Annotated in this window: 14 protein-coding genes and 14 tRNA genes; 25 read left to right on the top strand and 3 right to left on the bottom strand. The window is 44.6% G+C overall.

Annotation, left to right across the window (positions count from 1 at the left end):
- Positions 1-4 precede the first annotated feature (4 nt).
- Positions 5-802: a response regulator gene (locus OA79_RS01105; protein WP_063331369.1), complete on the bottom strand. Its 798-nt coding sequence runs from the start codon at positions 800-802 to the stop codon at positions 5-7.
- Between the two features lie 320 nt (positions 803-1,122).
- Here OA79_RS01105 and ppiC point away from each other — a divergent pair, with 320 nt between their 5' ends.
- From ppiC to OA79_RS01085, 4 genes are read left to right on the top strand one after another with little or no spacing between them, the layout of a single operon-like run.
- Positions 1,123-1,401, top strand: a complete 279-nt coding sequence (gene ppiC / locus OA79_RS01100) for a peptidylprolyl isomerase PpiC (RefSeq protein WP_063331368.1) — start codon at positions 1,123-1,125, stop codon at positions 1,399-1,401.
- Positions 1,402-1,445: 44 nt separating this feature from the next.
- Positions 1,446-1,874 carry a TIGR01244 family sulfur transferase gene (locus OA79_RS01095; RefSeq protein ID WP_063331367.1) on the top strand — a complete coding sequence of 143 codons (429 nt, stop codon included), beginning with the start codon at positions 1,446-1,448 and terminating at the stop codon, positions 1,872-1,874.
- 12 nt (positions 1,875-1,886) lie between these two features.
- Positions 1,887-2,498: a helix-turn-helix domain-containing protein gene (locus OA79_RS01090; RefSeq protein ID WP_063331366.1), complete on the top strand. Its 612-nt coding sequence runs from the start codon at positions 1,887-1,889 to the stop codon at positions 2,496-2,498.
- Between the two features lie 37 nt (positions 2,499-2,535).
- On the top strand, positions 2,536-3,882 hold the full coding sequence (locus tag OA79_RS01085) for a class II 3-deoxy-7-phosphoheptulonate synthase (RefSeq protein WP_063331365.1): 1,347 nt from the start codon (positions 2,536-2,538) through the stop codon (positions 3,880-3,882).
- An 82-nt stretch (positions 3,883-3,964) separates the two neighbouring features.
- On the opposite strand, the gene OA79_RS01080 is transcribed toward OA79_RS01085, so the two are convergent.
- Entirely contained in the window at positions 3,965-4,663 is a 699-nt protein-coding gene (locus OA79_RS01080) for a GIY-YIG nuclease family protein (RefSeq protein ID WP_063331364.1), read from the bottom strand.
- Positions 4,664-4,758: 95 nt separating this feature from the next.
- Complete coding sequence (locus OA79_RS01075) at positions 4,759-5,385, bottom strand: O-methyltransferase (RefSeq protein WP_063331363.1); 627 nt, start codon at positions 5,383-5,385, stop codon at positions 4,759-4,761.
- A gap of 237 nt (positions 5,386-5,622) precedes the next feature.
- On the opposite strand from OA79_RS01075, the gene thrS reads away from it, so the two are divergent.
- The 21 genes from thrS (at position 5,623) to OA79_RS00970 (ending at position 14,460) form a co-directional block, all read left to right on the top strand.
- Positions 5,623-7,560: a threonine--tRNA ligase gene (thrS, locus tag OA79_RS01070; RefSeq protein WP_063331362.1), complete on the top strand. Its 1,938-nt coding sequence runs from the start codon at positions 5,623-5,625 to the stop codon at positions 7,558-7,560.
- A gap of 8 nt (positions 7,561-7,568) precedes the next feature.
- Positions 7,569-8,102: a translation initiation factor IF-3 gene (gene infC / locus OA79_RS01065; RefSeq protein WP_063331361.1), complete on the top strand. Its 534-nt coding sequence runs from the start codon at positions 7,569-7,571 to the stop codon at positions 8,100-8,102.
- A 93-nt stretch (positions 8,103-8,195) separates the two neighbouring features.
- Positions 8,196-8,390: a 50S ribosomal protein L35 gene (rpmI, locus tag OA79_RS01060; protein WP_063331360.1), complete on the top strand. Its 195-nt coding sequence runs from the start codon at positions 8,196-8,198 to the stop codon at positions 8,388-8,390.
- Between the two features lie 43 nt (positions 8,391-8,433).
- Complete coding sequence (gene rplT / locus OA79_RS01055) at positions 8,434-8,790, top strand: 50S ribosomal protein L20 (protein ID WP_063331359.1); 357 nt, start codon at positions 8,434-8,436, stop codon at positions 8,788-8,790.
- A gap of 126 nt (positions 8,791-8,916) precedes the next feature.
- Positions 8,917-9,912, top strand: coding sequence for a phenylalanine--tRNA ligase subunit alpha (gene pheS / locus OA79_RS01050; RefSeq protein WP_063331358.1), 996 nt, complete (start codon positions 8,917-8,919; stop codon positions 9,910-9,912).
- A gap of 22 nt (positions 9,913-9,934) precedes the next feature.
- Positions 9,935-12,319, top strand: a complete 2,385-nt coding sequence (gene pheT / locus OA79_RS01045) for a phenylalanine--tRNA ligase subunit beta (RefSeq protein ID WP_063331357.1) — start codon at positions 9,935-9,937, stop codon at positions 12,317-12,319.
- 4 nt (positions 12,320-12,323) lie between these two features.
- Positions 12,324-12,620, top strand: a complete 297-nt coding sequence (locus OA79_RS01040) for an integration host factor subunit alpha (protein WP_013795997.1) — start codon at positions 12,324-12,326, stop codon at positions 12,618-12,620.
- Positions 12,621-12,887: 267 nt separating this feature from the next.
- A tRNA-Pro gene (locus tag OA79_RS01035) sits at positions 12,888-12,964 on the top strand.
- 14 nt (positions 12,965-12,978) lie between these two features.
- Positions 12,979-13,054 (top strand) — tRNA-Thr (locus OA79_RS01030).
- A 59-nt stretch (positions 13,055-13,113) separates the two neighbouring features.
- A tRNA-Thr gene (locus OA79_RS01025) sits at positions 13,114-13,189 on the top strand.
- Between the two features lie 43 nt (positions 13,190-13,232).
- Positions 13,233-13,308, top strand: a tRNA-Thr gene (locus OA79_RS01020).
- Positions 13,309-13,352: 44 nt separating this feature from the next.
- Positions 13,353-13,428: transfer RNA gene (locus OA79_RS01015), tRNA-Thr, on the top strand.
- Positions 13,429-13,468: 40 nt separating this feature from the next.
- Positions 13,469-13,544, top strand: a tRNA-Val gene (locus OA79_RS01010).
- Between the two features lie 35 nt (positions 13,545-13,579).
- A tRNA-Asp gene (locus tag OA79_RS01005) sits at positions 13,580-13,656 on the top strand.
- Positions 13,657-13,702: 46 nt separating this feature from the next.
- Positions 13,703-13,778 (top strand) — tRNA-Val (locus OA79_RS01000).
- Positions 13,779-13,812: 34 nt separating this feature from the next.
- Positions 13,813-13,889, top strand: a tRNA-Asp gene (locus OA79_RS00995).
- A 46-nt stretch (positions 13,890-13,935) separates the two neighbouring features.
- Positions 13,936-14,011, top strand: a tRNA-Val gene (locus OA79_RS00990).
- 34 nt (positions 14,012-14,045) lie between these two features.
- Positions 14,046-14,122: transfer RNA gene (locus OA79_RS00985), tRNA-Asp, on the top strand.
- Between the two features lie 46 nt (positions 14,123-14,168).
- A tRNA-Val gene (locus OA79_RS00980) sits at positions 14,169-14,244 on the top strand.
- A gap of 34 nt (positions 14,245-14,278) precedes the next feature.
- Positions 14,279-14,355 (top strand) — tRNA-Asp (locus tag OA79_RS00975).
- Between the two features lie 29 nt (positions 14,356-14,384).
- Positions 14,385-14,460 (top strand) — tRNA-Val (locus OA79_RS00970).
- Positions 14,461-14,490 lie beyond the last annotated feature (30 nt).

Genomic DNA, 14,490 nt, shown 5'->3' with positions numbered 1-14,490 from the left:
GAGATTAGTTTAGAATTTGTGCCAGCAGTTGTCTAACGGTACCGGGTTCAAATGGCTTTCCACAGATTGCATCAACGCCTTCCTGAGTGATATTAGACAGCTGACTTTCATCAGCATTTGAGCTCACCATTAGAATTGGAATGTGGGCAATGTCTGGATTTTGTCGTACCGCATCGGTTAGCTCACGACCGTCCATTTCTGGCATGTTGTAGTCCGTTACAATAAGGTCAAATTCCTCTTCGCCTAAGCGTTCGATAGCTTGTCTACCATTCTCTGCAAATTCAATGTCTTCTATGCCCATGGTGTTTAGGGTTTTGCTGATGTGTTTGCGCGCCGTCAAACTATCATCCGTGACCAACACTTTTAATGTTTTAGGGTCAAACATTTCAAGGTCGATCTCTTCTTCTACGATAAAGTCGAGGGTAGAGTGAATGGCACGCTTTAAGTCTTTTTGAGTAAAGGGTTTAGGTAAAATTGCCAGCACGCCCGATTGTTTTAGGTGCTCTAAATATTCGCGATTACTCTCACTTGAGATGAGCATGAAGCATTGCTCTTCTGTCGCTTGATTGCTGCGTATACGGTCGATTAATTCGTTGGCAGAGCCGTCTGGTAAATACATGGAGGAGATAACCAGATCAGGCGGGAAGTTAGCAAGTGCAGAAATGGTTTCTTCTATGTTGCTGGCGTATTCAATTTGAATGATGCCTGCTTCTTCTAAGGCTTTGCCTATGATCTTTCGTTGAGTCTCTGAAGGCTCAACGAGAAGGAAAGATAAATCGCTAATTGCTGCGTATGCACTCATATACTGTCTTGCCCATTGTAGAAGGTGGTATGAATCTGTTTTTTGCGCTTCTTTAGAAAACTCAAAGGGCGTAATCTTAACTTTCTTTTTTCTTTGTTAAGTTGCTTGCCAATAGGTTCATACTTGGCTGCGAAACTTGCCTTGAAAGAAAGAGAGGTATTCACACTTTAGAAGCCAGTAAACTGGTTCATACCTTCCTTAATTTTTATATTTAATAATGTCGCAAAAGTTGATTCAACTAGTGCTGACTAGTAGGGAATTCTATTATACTAATCGGGTTAAAATATTTTATCTAGCAGATTAAACAATTAGAGGTTCTCATGCCGACAGCGAGTGCATGCCATATTTTGGTTAAAACGAAAGAAGAAGCGGCTTCTATCAAGAGTAAATTGGATAAAGGTGCGGACTTTCATAAGCTGGCCAAGCAGTTCTCGACTTGTCCTTCTGGCAAAAAAGGCGGAGATCTCGGTGAGTTCCACAAAGGTGATATGGTGCCTGCGTTTGATAAGGCTGTATTTGGTGGGCCTTTATTAAAGGTTCAAGGGCCTGTGAAGACTCAGTTCGGTTTCCATTTGATTAAAGTTCTGTATCGAAATTAAGGTATTTTCGGTCAGTATTTGTCCACTTCAATAGGAGTTAGGTCATGATAGCGCCAGTCCAATTAGATGAAACTTATTTCGTTGCACCGCAGATTTCGGTGGCAGATTTGTCAGAGTTGAAGGCTCAGGGCTTCCGTTTGATTATTAATAATCGCCCCGATGGTGAGGCTGAAGATCAACCGTCTGCCCAAATCCTTAAAGAGGCCGCTGAGGCAATGGGGTTTGAGTATGCATGGAACCCCATTGAGCTGCCTAAATTGGCTCAGTCTCATGTTGATTTGCAAGTTGATACCCTGTCAGCATCAAAGAAGACGCTTGCCTTTTGTCGAACAGGAACCCGCTCTTCTGTGTTGTGGGTGTTGTTAGAGAATGGCAAAGGTAGAGAATACGCTGATCTCGTGACTGAGGTGTCAGCAAAAGGTTTTGATTTATCTCGTTGTGCGCCGTCTATGGCTCCCTTAGTTAAAGGCTAGTGTTGATTTTTTATGGTAAGTCGTCCGTCATTAGAAACAGCTACTGCATCCGATCCAGATCGTTTTGTTGAGCCATTGGAGTTGGGGAAGCGAGTTAAGAAAATTCGCTTGGCAAAAGGTTGGACTCTCGAAGAAGTGGGGAAGCGAACGGGAATTGCTCGATCTACTTTGTCAAAAATTGAAAATGACCAAGTTTCTCCTAGTTTTACCATAGTGCAGAAGCTCATTAATGGGTTAGAAATGGATTTGCCTCAGTTGTTTGTGGAGGCGAGTGATCAGTCGATTGCGGGGCGTCGTGACATTACTCGCAAAGGGAAGGGTGAGCCTCATCCTACGGCCACTTATGAGCATGAGCTCCTTAACTATTCCATTAGTCGCAAGAAAATGGTGCCTTTCAAAACCCGAGTTAGGGCCAGGGCTTTTTCTGAGTTTAAAGAATGGGTGCGTCATGATGGGGAAGAATTCTTATTAGTGTTGCAGGGTAAAATTAATTTTTTCTCTGAACTCTATGAGCCAATTGAATTAAAAGAAGGGGATAGCGTGTATTATGATGCCACTATGGGACACGCCGTTACATCTTTGTCAGCAAAGGACGCTGAAATATTGTGGGTAGTTGCCCGATAACATTAAAAGTAAATATAAAATAAGGTTGTGAATCGTTATGAAACAGTGGGAGTTAACAAGTTGGAGAAATAAAACGGCCCTTCAGCAGCCGATTTATCCAAGTGCTGAGCATTTGGCTCAAGTAGAAAGTACTTTGGGAAAAATGCCTCCACTTGTTTTTGCTGGTGAGGCACGTCAGCTGAAAAATGCATTGGCCAAAGTGGCTAATCGTCAGTCTTTCTTGTTGCAAGGTGGTGACTGTGCTGAGAGCTTTGCTGAGTTCCACGCTAATAATATTCGCGATACATTTAAAGTGATGCTGCAAATGGCAGTGGTTCTGACTTACGCTGGAAAATGCCCAGTGGTTAAGGTTGGTCGAATGGCTGGTCAGTTTGCTAAGCCAAGATCGGCTGGCACGGAGACCATTGGCGGTATTGAATTGCCAAGTTACCGTGGTGACATCATTAATGGTATTGAGTTTGATGAAAAAGCGCGTGTACCAGATCCAGATCGCTTGATTCAGGTTTACAACCAAAGTTCGTCAACCATGAATTTGTTGCGTGCTTTTGCTCAAGGTGGTTTCGCGGATTTGCATCAGGTTCATAAATGGAATTTGGATTTCTTGAATGCTAGCCCAGCGGGCAGTCGTTTTCAGGGTGTGGCGGATAAAATTGATGACGCGCTGCAGTTTATGGAAGCGTGTGGCATCGGTCCGGGGTTGGCTCAGCTCACAGAAACGGAATTTTATACCTCTCATGAGGCGTTGTTGTTGCCATATGAAGAAGCCTTAACGCGTCAAGACAGTATGACGGGCGAATGGTACGACTGTTCCGCTCATATGTTGTGGATAGGTGACCGTACGCGTCAACTAGACGGTGCCCATGTGGAGTTCTTACGTGGAGTGCAAAACCCGATTGGTGTGAAAGCAGGCCCAAGTATGGATCCAGAAGATCTGGTTCGTCTGTGTGATACTTTAAATCCGAACAATGAAGCCGGTCGTCTGAATGTGATTGTGCGTATGGGAGCGGACAAAGTAGAAGATGGTATGCCAGCCTTGATTCGCGCCGTGGAGCGTGAAGGTAAGAAAGTGGTTTGGAGCTGTGATCCAATGCATGGCAATACTGTGAAAGCGTCTACAGGGTACAAAACGCGTCATGTTGATGATGTGTTAAAAGAGGTTCAGCAATTCTTCCAGGTGCATAATGCAGAAGGTACTTACGCCGGTGGTGTGCATTTTGAAATGACTGGGCAGAATGTGACGGAATGTGTTGGTGGTTCATTCCAGGTAACAGAAGCCGATTTGGCTGATCGTTATCATACGCATTGTGATCCGCGTTTGAATGCAGATCAGTCTTTGGAATTGGCCTTTATGATTTCGGAAACGTTGAAGAAAGCGCGCGCTTAATATTTTAACCGTTATAAAATAAAAAAAGACCAGCCTGATAAGGCTGGTCTTTTTGTTTGTGCTGGACTAAAACTTAAATTGTTTAGCCTTTGCGTCTTCTAAACGTTGAAGACGCTGATTTCGAGGTGATGTCAATTTTTGCCATGATGAGTGCCATCTCATCGGCTTCAGCTTGTTGTTGCTGTTTAAGTTTGTCTTCTCGTTCTTTTTTCGCTGCGCGCTCTGCTTCATTGAGCATTTTTTGAATGCTGGCTTTGCTGCGGGTGCGAGCAGGGGCTTTTTTGCTTTCTTTAATGGGTTCGGCAGGTTTATCTAGTCTGTCTTCACCAATCAGTTCGCCAAAAAAAGATTGTGCCGTCGGTTTAGGTTCGGCGGCTTTCGCGGGCAGTTCAACCGTTTTTTTAGCGGCGGTCTTTCTTGGTTTTTTGACTGGTTCGGCTGTTGATACGCCATTGGCGTCAAACATGGCTTTTTTGCCAAAACTTACGTTAAGCGCTTTTTCCGCAGATTGAGCGATTTTGTAGCCACGTAAGCTTTCACCGTTGTAGATGGTGATGTAGTCAGTCTCGAGCTCATAAAGTTCTTGTTTGTCTGTTGTTTCAAATAACTCTTCAACAGTGAAGGCTTCCATGCCATGTTCCCGAATGTCGTTGTACAGTGGGAAGTCTAGACCTTCGTTTGTCGCTTCTACATATTGTTCAAAGCGTTGAAAGCCACTATTGAACGATGTGCCAATATAGTGCTTTCCAGAAATGTTATTCGTGATTTTAAAAACAACCAAAATTGCAGCCTCTTAGCTTGTCTTTTTAAATAGCAAATAACCTCCATTCACCTTTTACTGAAAAAGGGTGATTGAGGTTGTTAAAGAATATAGTGTTAGTGTTTGACGACGATATTCAGTCCGTCTCGCACATTTAGATGGACATTCTCGACGCGAGTATCTTGAGCGATAAAGCGGTTCAAGTCGTTCACGGCGATGTCGCTGTTTTCTTGCGGGTCTAAAACTCGACCTTGCCAAAGAGAGTTATCAATAATGATTAATCCGCCTGATTTTACCAAAGGTACTACCGCCTGATAGTAATTAAGGTAATTGCGTTTATCAGCATCGATAAAGACAAAGTCAAATTCACCGTCTAAGGATTCGATTGTCTCGAGAGCGGGTCCAAAAATAGCTTCGATTTTGTGTCCGTGCTCGCTACGATCAAAAAAGGATTGAGCAAATTCAATGGCTCTTGGATTGGTTTCACAGCAAATAAGCTTACCTAGTTCAGGCATGCCTTCCGCAATAGATAGGGCGGAATAGCCTGTAAACATGCCTATTTCTAGAGCACGTTTTGGCTGCGCTATTTTTGCCAATAACTTCAACGTACGGCCAATGGTCTTACCTGACAATTTATTTGGGTAGCCCATATCAGAGTAAGTTTTTTCAACTAGCTCTAGCAATAGGTCTGGTTCTGCTTGAGTGGTTTCAATGCAGTAGTTGTCAAGAATATTGAGATCCATAACGCCTTGGTTTGTGAAGTATGTGAAACGGATGGCAATTTTACCCGCTGTGTTGAGAATGTCTATGGTAGAAAGTGAGAAAAATCACTTGATTTTTGTTTGCTTCAAAGAATTCACACCTTTTGCGTAATTGCTAAATTAAGGTCGCAAGAGAGGCTGAAAAATGGTAGGTTAAGCCCTGAAATTTCCATGTGCTCTTTGGTATGGAGCACCACTGACTCCGAATAGGGGAATAAAATGCCTGTAATTACTTTGCCTGATGGCAGCCAACGTTCTTTTTCTGATTCTGTAACTGTGATGCAAGTGGCTGAGGACATAGGTCCTGGTCTTGCGAAAGCCACCGTTGCAGGTCGTATTAATGGTCAACTTGTTGACGCCTGTGAACTCATCACTGAAGATGCCAATTTAAGCATCGTCACCGGCAAAGATGCCGACGGTGTTGAGATCATTCGTCATTCATTTGCTCACTTGGTTGGGCATGCCGTTAAGCAGCTTTATCCTACTGCTGAGATGGCCATTGGTCCGGTCATTGATGAAGGCTTCTATTACGATATTGCTTATGAACGTCCTTTTACACCGGAAGACCTTGCTGCGATTGAAAAACGCATGGCCGAGTTGGTTAAAACGGACTATGACGTAGTCAAAAAGATGACACCAATTGCCGAGGCTCGTCAGCAGTTTGTTGATCGTGGTGAGTCTTATAAAGTGGCTTTGATCGATGATATGGACGATTCCGTCACGGAAGTGGGTTTGTATCAACACGAAGAATACATGGATATGTGTCGTGGACCGCACGTCCCCAATACCCGTGTCTTACGTCATTTTAAATTGATGAAGTTGGCTGGCGCATATTGGCGAGGTGACTCTAATAATGAGCAGTTACAGCGTATCTATGGCACAGCATGGAATGATAAGAAAGAGCTTAAGGCGTACTTGACTCGAATTGAGGAAGCTGAAAAACGCGACCACCGTAAATTGGGTAAGCGACTTGATCTTTTTCATGTGCAAGAAGAAGCACCGGGTATGGTGTTCTGGCATCCAAAAGGTTGGAGTTTGTATCAAGTTGTTGAGCAATACATGCGTCAAAAACAGCTGGATAATGGTTACCAAGAGGTAAAAACACCACAGATTGTAGATCGAGTGTTGTGGGAGAAATCTGGCCACTGGGGCAAGTATCATGAAAACATGTTTACAACGCATTCAGAAAATCGGGATTATGCCGTTAAGCCGATGAACTGCCCATGTCACATTCAGGTTTATAATCAAGGTCTTAAGAGTTACCGTGATTTGCCTTTCCGTATGGCAGAATTCGGTTCTTGTCACCGTAATGAGCCTTCCGGCGCGTTACATGGCATCATGCGTGTGCGTAATTTCGTACAGGATGATGGTCATATCTTTGTGACTGAAGATCAAATCCAACAAGAAGTCTCTGAGTTTATCAAGCTGTTGCACGAAGTGTACGCAGATTTTGGCTTCGACAATATTATTTATCGTTTGTCGACTCGTCCAGAACAGCGTGTGGGGTCGGACGACGTTTGGGATAAGTCAGAGAAAGCTTTGGCGGATGCATTGAATGCGGCCAACCTGGAATGGGAAGAGTTACCAGGTGAGGGGGCTTTCTATGGTCCTAAAATTGAGTTCTCTTTGAAGGATGCCATTGGCCGAGTCTGGCAATGTGGTACTATTCAGGTTGACTTCTCTATGCCAACACGTTTGAGTGCGCAGTACGTTTCCGAGGATGGCTCTCGTCAGACTCCGGTGATGTTGCATCGTGCCATCGTTGGTTCATTAGAGCGTTTCATTGGTATCTTAATTGAAGAAAACGAAGGGGCTTTCCCAGTTTGGTTAGCGCCAGAGCAAATGGTAATTATGAATATTACCGATCGCCAAGCCGATTATTGCTCAGATTTGGAAAAAAGATTGAATTCAAATGGCTTTAGAGCAAAACTTGACTTGAGAAACGAGAAGATCGGGTTTAAAATTCGCGAGCATACTCTTCAACGAGTACCTTACATGATCGTTATCGGTGACAAAGAAGTTGAAAATCAACAAGTCGCTGTTCGAACACGTAAAGGTGAAGATCTTGGAGTAATGAGTATTTCTGATTTTGAAGATTTGCTTCAAAAAGAAGTTGCTCGCCGTAGCCGTAAACAAGAAGTGGAGATAGAGCTATAAAAGGTAATATGAATCGTGGGCGTGCCGCCAGTAAGCAGCGTCCTTTAATCAACGAAAACATTCGAGCTACCGAAGTGCGTCTAATCGCAGCTGATGGTGAACAAGTTGGCGTTGTCTCTCTAGAAGAGGCGCTAAAAGCAGCTCAAGATGCTGCTTTAGACTTAGTGCAAATTGCTGATTCAGATCCGATTGTTTGCAAAATCATGGACTACGGTAAGCATATTTTTGAAGCGAAAAAAGCGAAAGCCGCTCAAAAGAAAAATGCGAAGCAGATCCAGGTAAAAGAAATGAAATTCCGTCCAGGGACGGAGGAAGGGGATTATCAGGTAAAACTCCGCAACCTGATACGTTTCCTTGAAGGCGGGGATAAGGCCAAGGTATCACTGCGATACCGTGGTCGTGAAATGGCCCATCAGGAGCTTGGCATGCAACTTATGAATCGAGTCGCAGCAGACTTAGAAGAATATGGTGCAGTAGAGCAAGCCGCGAAAATGGAAGGTCGTCAATTGACGATGGTGCTAGGCCCCAAAAAGAAGAAGTGATTTTAAATAAGTTGGCTTTAAGGGCTTCGGTCCTTAAAGACTAAGTTATTAAGAAATTACACTAACATTAACGAATGCGAGAGTGGTTTTATCATGTCCAAAATTAAGTCACACAGTGGCGCAGCTAAGCGCTTCAAACGTACCGCGAATGGTTTTAAGCATAAACAGTCTCATACTAGTCACATTTTGACTAAGAAATCGACTAAGCGTAAACGTCATCTTCGTTCTTTGAACCAAGTTGCACAAAGCGACAAAGCGTTAATCGTACGCATGTTGCCATACATTTAAGTCTCATTTTTAGTCATTAATTAATTAGTAAAAGGTTTATATTATGCCTCGCGTAAAACGTGGTGTTCAGGCTCGTCGCCGTCACAAGAAGATTTTAAAGCAAGCTAAAGGTTACTACGGTGCACGTAGCCGTGTATTTCGTGTAGCTAAACAAGCTGTCATCAAAGCTGGTCAATACCAATACCGTGACCGTCGTCAGCGTAAGCGTCAATTCCGCGCATTGTGGATTGCTCGTATTAACGCAGCGGCTCGTCTAAATGGTTTGTCTTACAGCCGTTTCATTGCTGGTCTTAAGAAAGCAGCGATCGAAATCGACCGTAAAGTTTTGGCTGATCTAGCTGTGTACGAGAAAGAAGTTTTTGCAGCGATCGTTGAAAAAGCGAAAGCAAGCTTGGCTTAATTCTGACGTAGCCTTAGGGTGATTCGATCTTGAAAGAGACTATCTTAATAGAACGAGTTATCCAATGCAGTCTTTGATAGGGGAAGAGCAAGCGCTCTTCCCCTATTTTATTTTTTGGAGTGTATAATGGAGAACCTAAAGCAGATTCTTGCTGATGCGCTAAGCGCAGTAGAGGCATCTGAAAGTGAGTCAGCGTTAGATGATGTGCGTGTACATTATCTGGGGAAAAAGGGCGCATTGACTGCTTTGTTAAAGCAACTTGGTAATGTTTCAGCCGAAGATAGACCTAAATTTGGTCAATTGGTAAATGAAGCAAAAGGACAAGTTCAAGAAAAGCTAAACGCTCGTAAAAGTGACCTTGCGAAAGCCGCTTTAAATGCCAAATTAGCAACCGAAACCATTGATATTTCTTTGTCTGGTAAAGGTGAAGAGGTAGGGGGCTTGCATCCAGTCACTCGTACCATGGAGCGTATTGAGTCTTTCTTTCGTGGCATTGGCTTTGATGTGGCGGCTGGTCCTGAAATCGAAGATGACTATCATAACTTCGAAGCGTTGAATATTCCGGCGCACCATCCGGCGCGTGCTATGCAGGATACCTTCTATTTTAATCCTAATACCGTACTGAGAACGCACACGTCGCCTGTCCAAGTGCGAACGATGGAAACGTCTCAGCCACCTATCCGAATCATTTGTCCGGGTCGTGTTTATCGTTGCGATTCTGACCAAACTCACACGCCTATGTTCCACCAAGTGGAAGGCTTGTTGATTGATGAGAATATTTCTTTCGCTGATTTGAAAGGTATTCTTCATGAGTTTTTGAATGTGTTTTTCGAAGACGATTTAAAAGTGCGTTTTCGCCCAAGCTATTTCCCGTTTACAGAACCGTCCATTGAAGTGGATATCATGCGCACCAACAGTAAAGGCGAAGAGTCGTGGTTGGAAGTATTAGGTTGCGGCATGGTTCACCCTAAAGTATTGGAAATGTCTGGTATTGATCCGGAAAAATACACAGGCTTTGCTTTTGGTATGGGTGTTGAGCGTTTTGCTATGTTGCGTTACAAGGTAGATGACCTACGCATGTTCTTTGAGAACGACTTACGTTTCCTCAAACAGTTTAAGTAATCAGTCGACCTAGGATGTTTATATGAAAGTTAGTGAGAATTGGCTAAGAGAGTGGGTCAATCCAAACATCAGTAGCGATGATTTGGTTGCTCAAATTACCATGGCCGGCTTGGAAGTCGATGAAGTGATTCCTGCAGCGGAATCGTTCAGTGGTGTGGTTGTGGGTGAGATTTTGGCGGCTGAGCCGCACCCTAATGCCGATAAATTGCAAGTATGTCGTGTATCAGATGGTTCTGAAGAGTTTCAGGTAGTCTGTGGTGCACCGAATGCACGCCCAGGAATCAAAATTCCGTTTGCCAAAATTGGTGCGGTATTAAGCGCAGATTTTAAAATTAAAAAAGCCAAACTACGTCAGGTTGAGTCGTTTGGTATGTTGTGTTCTGCCTCTGAATTAGGGGTGAGTGAAGACAATGATGGCATTATGGAATTGCCACTAAGTGCTAAAACCGGCGAAGATTTTCGTGCTTTTCTTGGTCTAGATGATCAGATTATCGACGTTGATCTGACCCCGAACCGTAGCGACTGTCTAAGTGTTGCGGGTTTGGCTCGTGAAGTGGGTGTATTGAATAAGGTGGATCTTACGCCAGTCACGGTTCAAGCGGCTGAAGTGAGTATTACTGATACTTTTCCTGTGAAAGTTGATGCCATAGAAGCTTGTCCTCGTTATTTAGGGCGAGTGATTCGCGGTGTTAATGTGACGGCGGATACACCGTTGTGGATGACAGAAAAGCTGCGTCGTAGTGGTATTCGCTCTATTGATCCAATTGTCGACATTACCAACTATGTGATGTTGGAATTGGGTCAACCTATGCATGCGTTCGACTTAGCGAATTTGAACGGTTCTGTGGTTGTGCGTATGGCCGATGCAGGCGAGAAAATCGTACTGCTAGATGGTCAAGAGATCAGCTTGCGTGAAGACACTATGGTCATTGCTGATGAGCAAGCGCCGTTGGCAATCGCTGGTGTGATGGGTGGTGAAGGTTCTGGTGTAAATGAGAAAACACAAGACATCTTCCTTGAAAGTGCTTTCTTTACGCCGTTAGCCCTTGCAGGTAAGGCGCGTTCTTATGGCTTGCATACGGATTCTTCACATCGTTTCGAACGTGGTGTTGATGCGTCGTTGCAAGAGAAGGCCATTGAACGTGCGACTCAGTTAGTGTTAGACATCGCTGGCGGTCAAGTGGGTCCAATTACGCAGGCGGTGAATGAAAGTGCCTTGCCAGTTGCAGCAGAAGTTACTTTACGTCGTCAGAAGTTGGATCAGTATCTTGCTGTGTCGTTGAATAAAGACTTGGTGACTGACATCCTAACTCGTCTTGGTTTAGAGATGGTGGAAGTAACGGATCAGGCTTGGGTGACGAAAGCGCCTTCTCATCGATTTGATATCGCCATTGAAGCGGATTTGATTGAAGAGGTGGCTCGTATCTACGGTTACGATAATCTGCCTTCTTCTATGCCGACAGCGGCCGTTAACTTCACGCCATTGAGTGAGTCGAAAACGCCTATCCAATCATTGCGTGCTGCGTTGGTGTCTTATGGTTATCAAGAAGCCGTCACTTACAGCTTCATCGATCCAAACTTAAGCAAGCAATTCTTGCCTGAGATTGAGCCTGTGCCATTAGAAAATCCAATTTCTGCGGATATGGGCGTCATGCGTCCTAGTTTGATTCCAGGTTTGGTGAAAGCGTATTTGTATAACCAGAACCGTCAGCAGTCTCGAGTACGTTTATTTGAGACAGGGCGTCGTTTTATTGGTACGGTTGAAGCGCTAGATGAGTTAGATCAACAGTTGCAAATTTCAGGTCTGATTGCCGGAAGTCGTCACCCAGAAGCTTGGTACCACAATAATGAAAAAGTCGATTTCTATGATCTAAAATCGCATGTGGAAGCCTTGTTTGCCGTCAATAATGGCGGTCAACCAACGTATCAGCGTTCTGAGTGTGAGTTTCTACACCCTGGGCGTTCTGCGGACGTCTATTTAGATGGTCAATTTGTTGGCATGATGGGGGAGTTGCATCCTCAGTTAGCCAAATCTCTAGGCGCTAACCAAACCCTATATGTCTTTGATATTGCCTTGGAGGCGGTATTGAATGCAACGTTGCCTGAGTACAAAGCTGTGTCTCGTTTCCCTGAGGTGCGTCGTGATTTGGCGTTGTTGGTAGATCGTTCGGTGCCGGTTAGTGAACTGGAAAAAGTGATTGTGGAATCGGCTGGCGATGCCTTCAAAGGGGTCTTGGTTTTTGATGTTTATCAAGGGCAAGGTATTGATGAATCGCAAAAAAGTGTGGCTTTGGGCTTGACGTGGCAGCATCCTTCACACACTCTTAGTGATGAAGAAGTAAACAACTCTGTCGAACAGACTGTGAAAGCGCTGTCCGAACAATTGGGAGCCGTTGTAAGGGGGTAGATTTATGGGATCGTTGACGAAGGCAGATTTAGCTGAAAACTTAGTCGATTCAATTGGTCTTAGTAAAAAAGATGCAAAAGATTTAGTTGAAGGCTTTTTCGATGTGGTGCGAAGCTCACTTGTAGAAAGAGAACAAGTTAAACTGTCGGGCTTTGGTAACTTTGAAGTTCGTGAGAAAAGTCAGCGACCTGGTCGAAACCCGAAAACAGGGGAAGAGATTCCGATCACGGCTCGTACAGTAGTGACCTTTAGGCCTGGGCAGAAGCTTAAGTCTAAAGTGGAAGACTATATGCAAGAGTGATCTGTTGTTTACGATAAAAGCCACCTTAGGGTGGCTTTTTGTCGTTTTGAGGCTTGAAAACATCATGGCAAGGTTTCGGGCAGATAAAATGGATAAAATCGACTGATTTTGAGTGAAATAATGATATTTAGATCAATGCTTAATCGATTATTCTTGGTTTTTGAATTGATCGGACTAAATTGAAAAAAAAACAATAAAAGTCTTCCCTTTTCAATTCGTTATAGTAATATACGCACCCGCTGACAACGACAGAGTTGTTGTTTGCATCGGGGCGTAGCGCAGCCTGGTAGCGCACTAGCATGGGGTGCTAGTGGTCGCAGGTTCAAATCCTGCCGTCCCGACCAAGAATTTGTTTTTAGCCGCTATAGCTCAGTTGGTAGAGCATCTGACTTGTAATCAGAGGGTCCCGAGTTCGACTCTTGGTGGCGGCACCATTTCTTGGTCAAAGTTTCTTGCCTTGGTGAGATACAAAAAACGATTTTACTTTTATTTTGCCGCTATAGCTCAGTTGGTAGAGCATCTGACTTGTAATCAGAGGGTCCCGAGTTCGACTCTTGGTGGCGGCACCACTTAATGATTTAAGTAACGATAAAAGTGAACTGCGTAAGCTAAGCCGCTATAGCTCAGTTGGTAGAGCATCTGACTTGTAATCAGAGGGTCCCGAGTTCGACTCTTGGTGGCGGCACCATTACTACTCATTAAGTAGTAATACACAATTTGATTTAGCGTTTAGCCGCTATAGCTCAGTTGGTAGAGCATCTGACTTGTAATCAGAGGGTCCCGAGTTCGACTCTTGGTGGCGGCACCATACTTTTTTACCAAAGTATTGGTTTAAGGTTAAATGAATTGGGTGTGTAGCTCAGTTGGGAGAGCGTCGCCCTTACAAGGCGAATGTCGGGAGTTCGAACCTCTCCACACCCACCACTTATAGGAAAGTTGGCTAAACAACCTATGACAATGGAGCGGTAGTTCAGTTGGTTAGAATACCTGCCTGTCACGCAGGGGGTCGCGGGTTCGAGTCCCGTCCGTTCCGCCACTTACTTTTGATAGGGTAAGTTGGTAAGTAATACCATCATTACGATGGGTGTGTAGCTCAGTTGGGAGAGCGTCGCCCTTACAAGGCGAATGTCGGGAGTTCGAACCTCTCCACACCCACCACTTATAGGAAAGTGGCTAAACAACCTATGACAATGGAGCGGTAGTTCAGTTGGTTAGAATACCTGCCTGTCACGCAGGGGGTCGCGGGTTCGAGTCCCGTCCGTTCCGCCACTTACTTTTGATAGGGTAAGTTGGTAAGTAATACCATCATTACGATGGGTGTGTAGCTCAGTTGGGAGAGCGTCGCCCTTACAAGGCGAATGTCGGGAGTTCGAACCTCTCCACACCCACCACTTATAGGAAAGTGGCTAAACAACCTATGACAATGGAGCGGTAGTTCAGTTGGTTAGAATACCTGCCTGTCACGCAGGGGGTCGCGGGTTCGAGTCCCGTCCGTTCCGCCACTTACTTTTGATAGGGTAAGTTGGTAAGTAATACCATCATTACGATGGGTGTGTAGCTCAGTTGGGAGAGCGTCGCCCTTACAAGGCGAATGTCGGGAGTTCGAACCTCTCCACACCCACCACTTATAGGAAAGTGGCTAAACAACCTATGACAATGGAGCGGTAGTTCAGTTGGTTAGAATACCTGCCTGTCACGCAGGGGGTCGCGGGTTCGAGTCCCGTCCGTTCCGCCATCTTTCGACAAGATGTAAAACTACGAGTCGGGTGTGTAGCTCAGTTGGGAGAGCGTCGCCCTTACAAGGCGAATGTCGGGAGTTCGAACCTCTCCACACCCACCACTTATAGGAAAGTGGCTAAACAATCTATGA

The sequence above is a fragment of the Marinomonas sp. TW1 genome, assembly GCF_001625355.1.
GTDB lineage: Bacteria > Pseudomonadota > Gammaproteobacteria > Pseudomonadales > Marinomonadaceae > Marinomonas.
Note: the sequence above shows the minus strand (reverse complement) of the source record. Positions and strands in the feature narration are given on the sequence as shown.

What these genes read in the sequence shown, in the direction of transcription:
- OA79_RS01105 (WP_063331369.1), bottom strand. Translation starts at nt 802, where the DNA reads ATGAGTGCATACGCAGCAATTAGCGATTTATCTTTCCTTCTCGTTGAG.
- ppiC (WP_063331368.1), top strand. Translation starts at nt 1,123, where the DNA reads ATGCCGACAGCGAGTGCATGCCATATTTTGGTTAAAACGAAAGAAGAA.
- OA79_RS01095 (WP_063331367.1), top strand. Translation starts at nt 1,446, where the DNA reads ATGATAGCGCCAGTCCAATTAGATGAAACTTATTTCGTTGCACCGCAG.
- OA79_RS01090 (WP_063331366.1), top strand. Translation starts at nt 1,887, where the DNA reads ATGGTAAGTCGTCCGTCATTAGAAACAGCTACTGCATCCGATCCAGAT.
- OA79_RS01085 (WP_063331365.1), top strand. Translation starts at nt 2,536, where the DNA reads ATGAAACAGTGGGAGTTAACAAGTTGGAGAAATAAAACGGCCCTTCAG.
- OA79_RS01075 (WP_063331363.1), bottom strand. Translation starts at nt 5,385, where the DNA reads ATGGATCTCAATATTCTTGACAACTACTGCATTGAAACCACTCAAGCA.
- thrS (WP_063331362.1), top strand. Translation starts at nt 5,623, where the DNA reads ATGCCTGTAATTACTTTGCCTGATGGCAGCCAACGTTCTTTTTCTGAT.
- infC (WP_063331361.1), top strand. Translation starts at nt 7,569, where the DNA reads ATGAATCGTGGGCGTGCCGCCAGTAAGCAGCGTCCTTTAATCAACGAA.
- rpmI (WP_063331360.1), top strand. Translation starts at nt 8,196, where the DNA reads ATGTCCAAAATTAAGTCACACAGTGGCGCAGCTAAGCGCTTCAAACGT.
- rplT (WP_063331359.1), top strand. Translation starts at nt 8,434, where the DNA reads ATGCCTCGCGTAAAACGTGGTGTTCAGGCTCGTCGCCGTCACAAGAAG.
- pheS (WP_063331358.1), top strand. Translation starts at nt 8,917, where the DNA reads ATGGAGAACCTAAAGCAGATTCTTGCTGATGCGCTAAGCGCAGTAGAG.
- pheT (WP_063331357.1), top strand. Translation starts at nt 9,935, where the DNA reads ATGAAAGTTAGTGAGAATTGGCTAAGAGAGTGGGTCAATCCAAACATC.
- OA79_RS01040 (WP_013795997.1), top strand. Translation starts at nt 12,324, where the DNA reads ATGGGATCGTTGACGAAGGCAGATTTAGCTGAAAACTTAGTCGATTCA.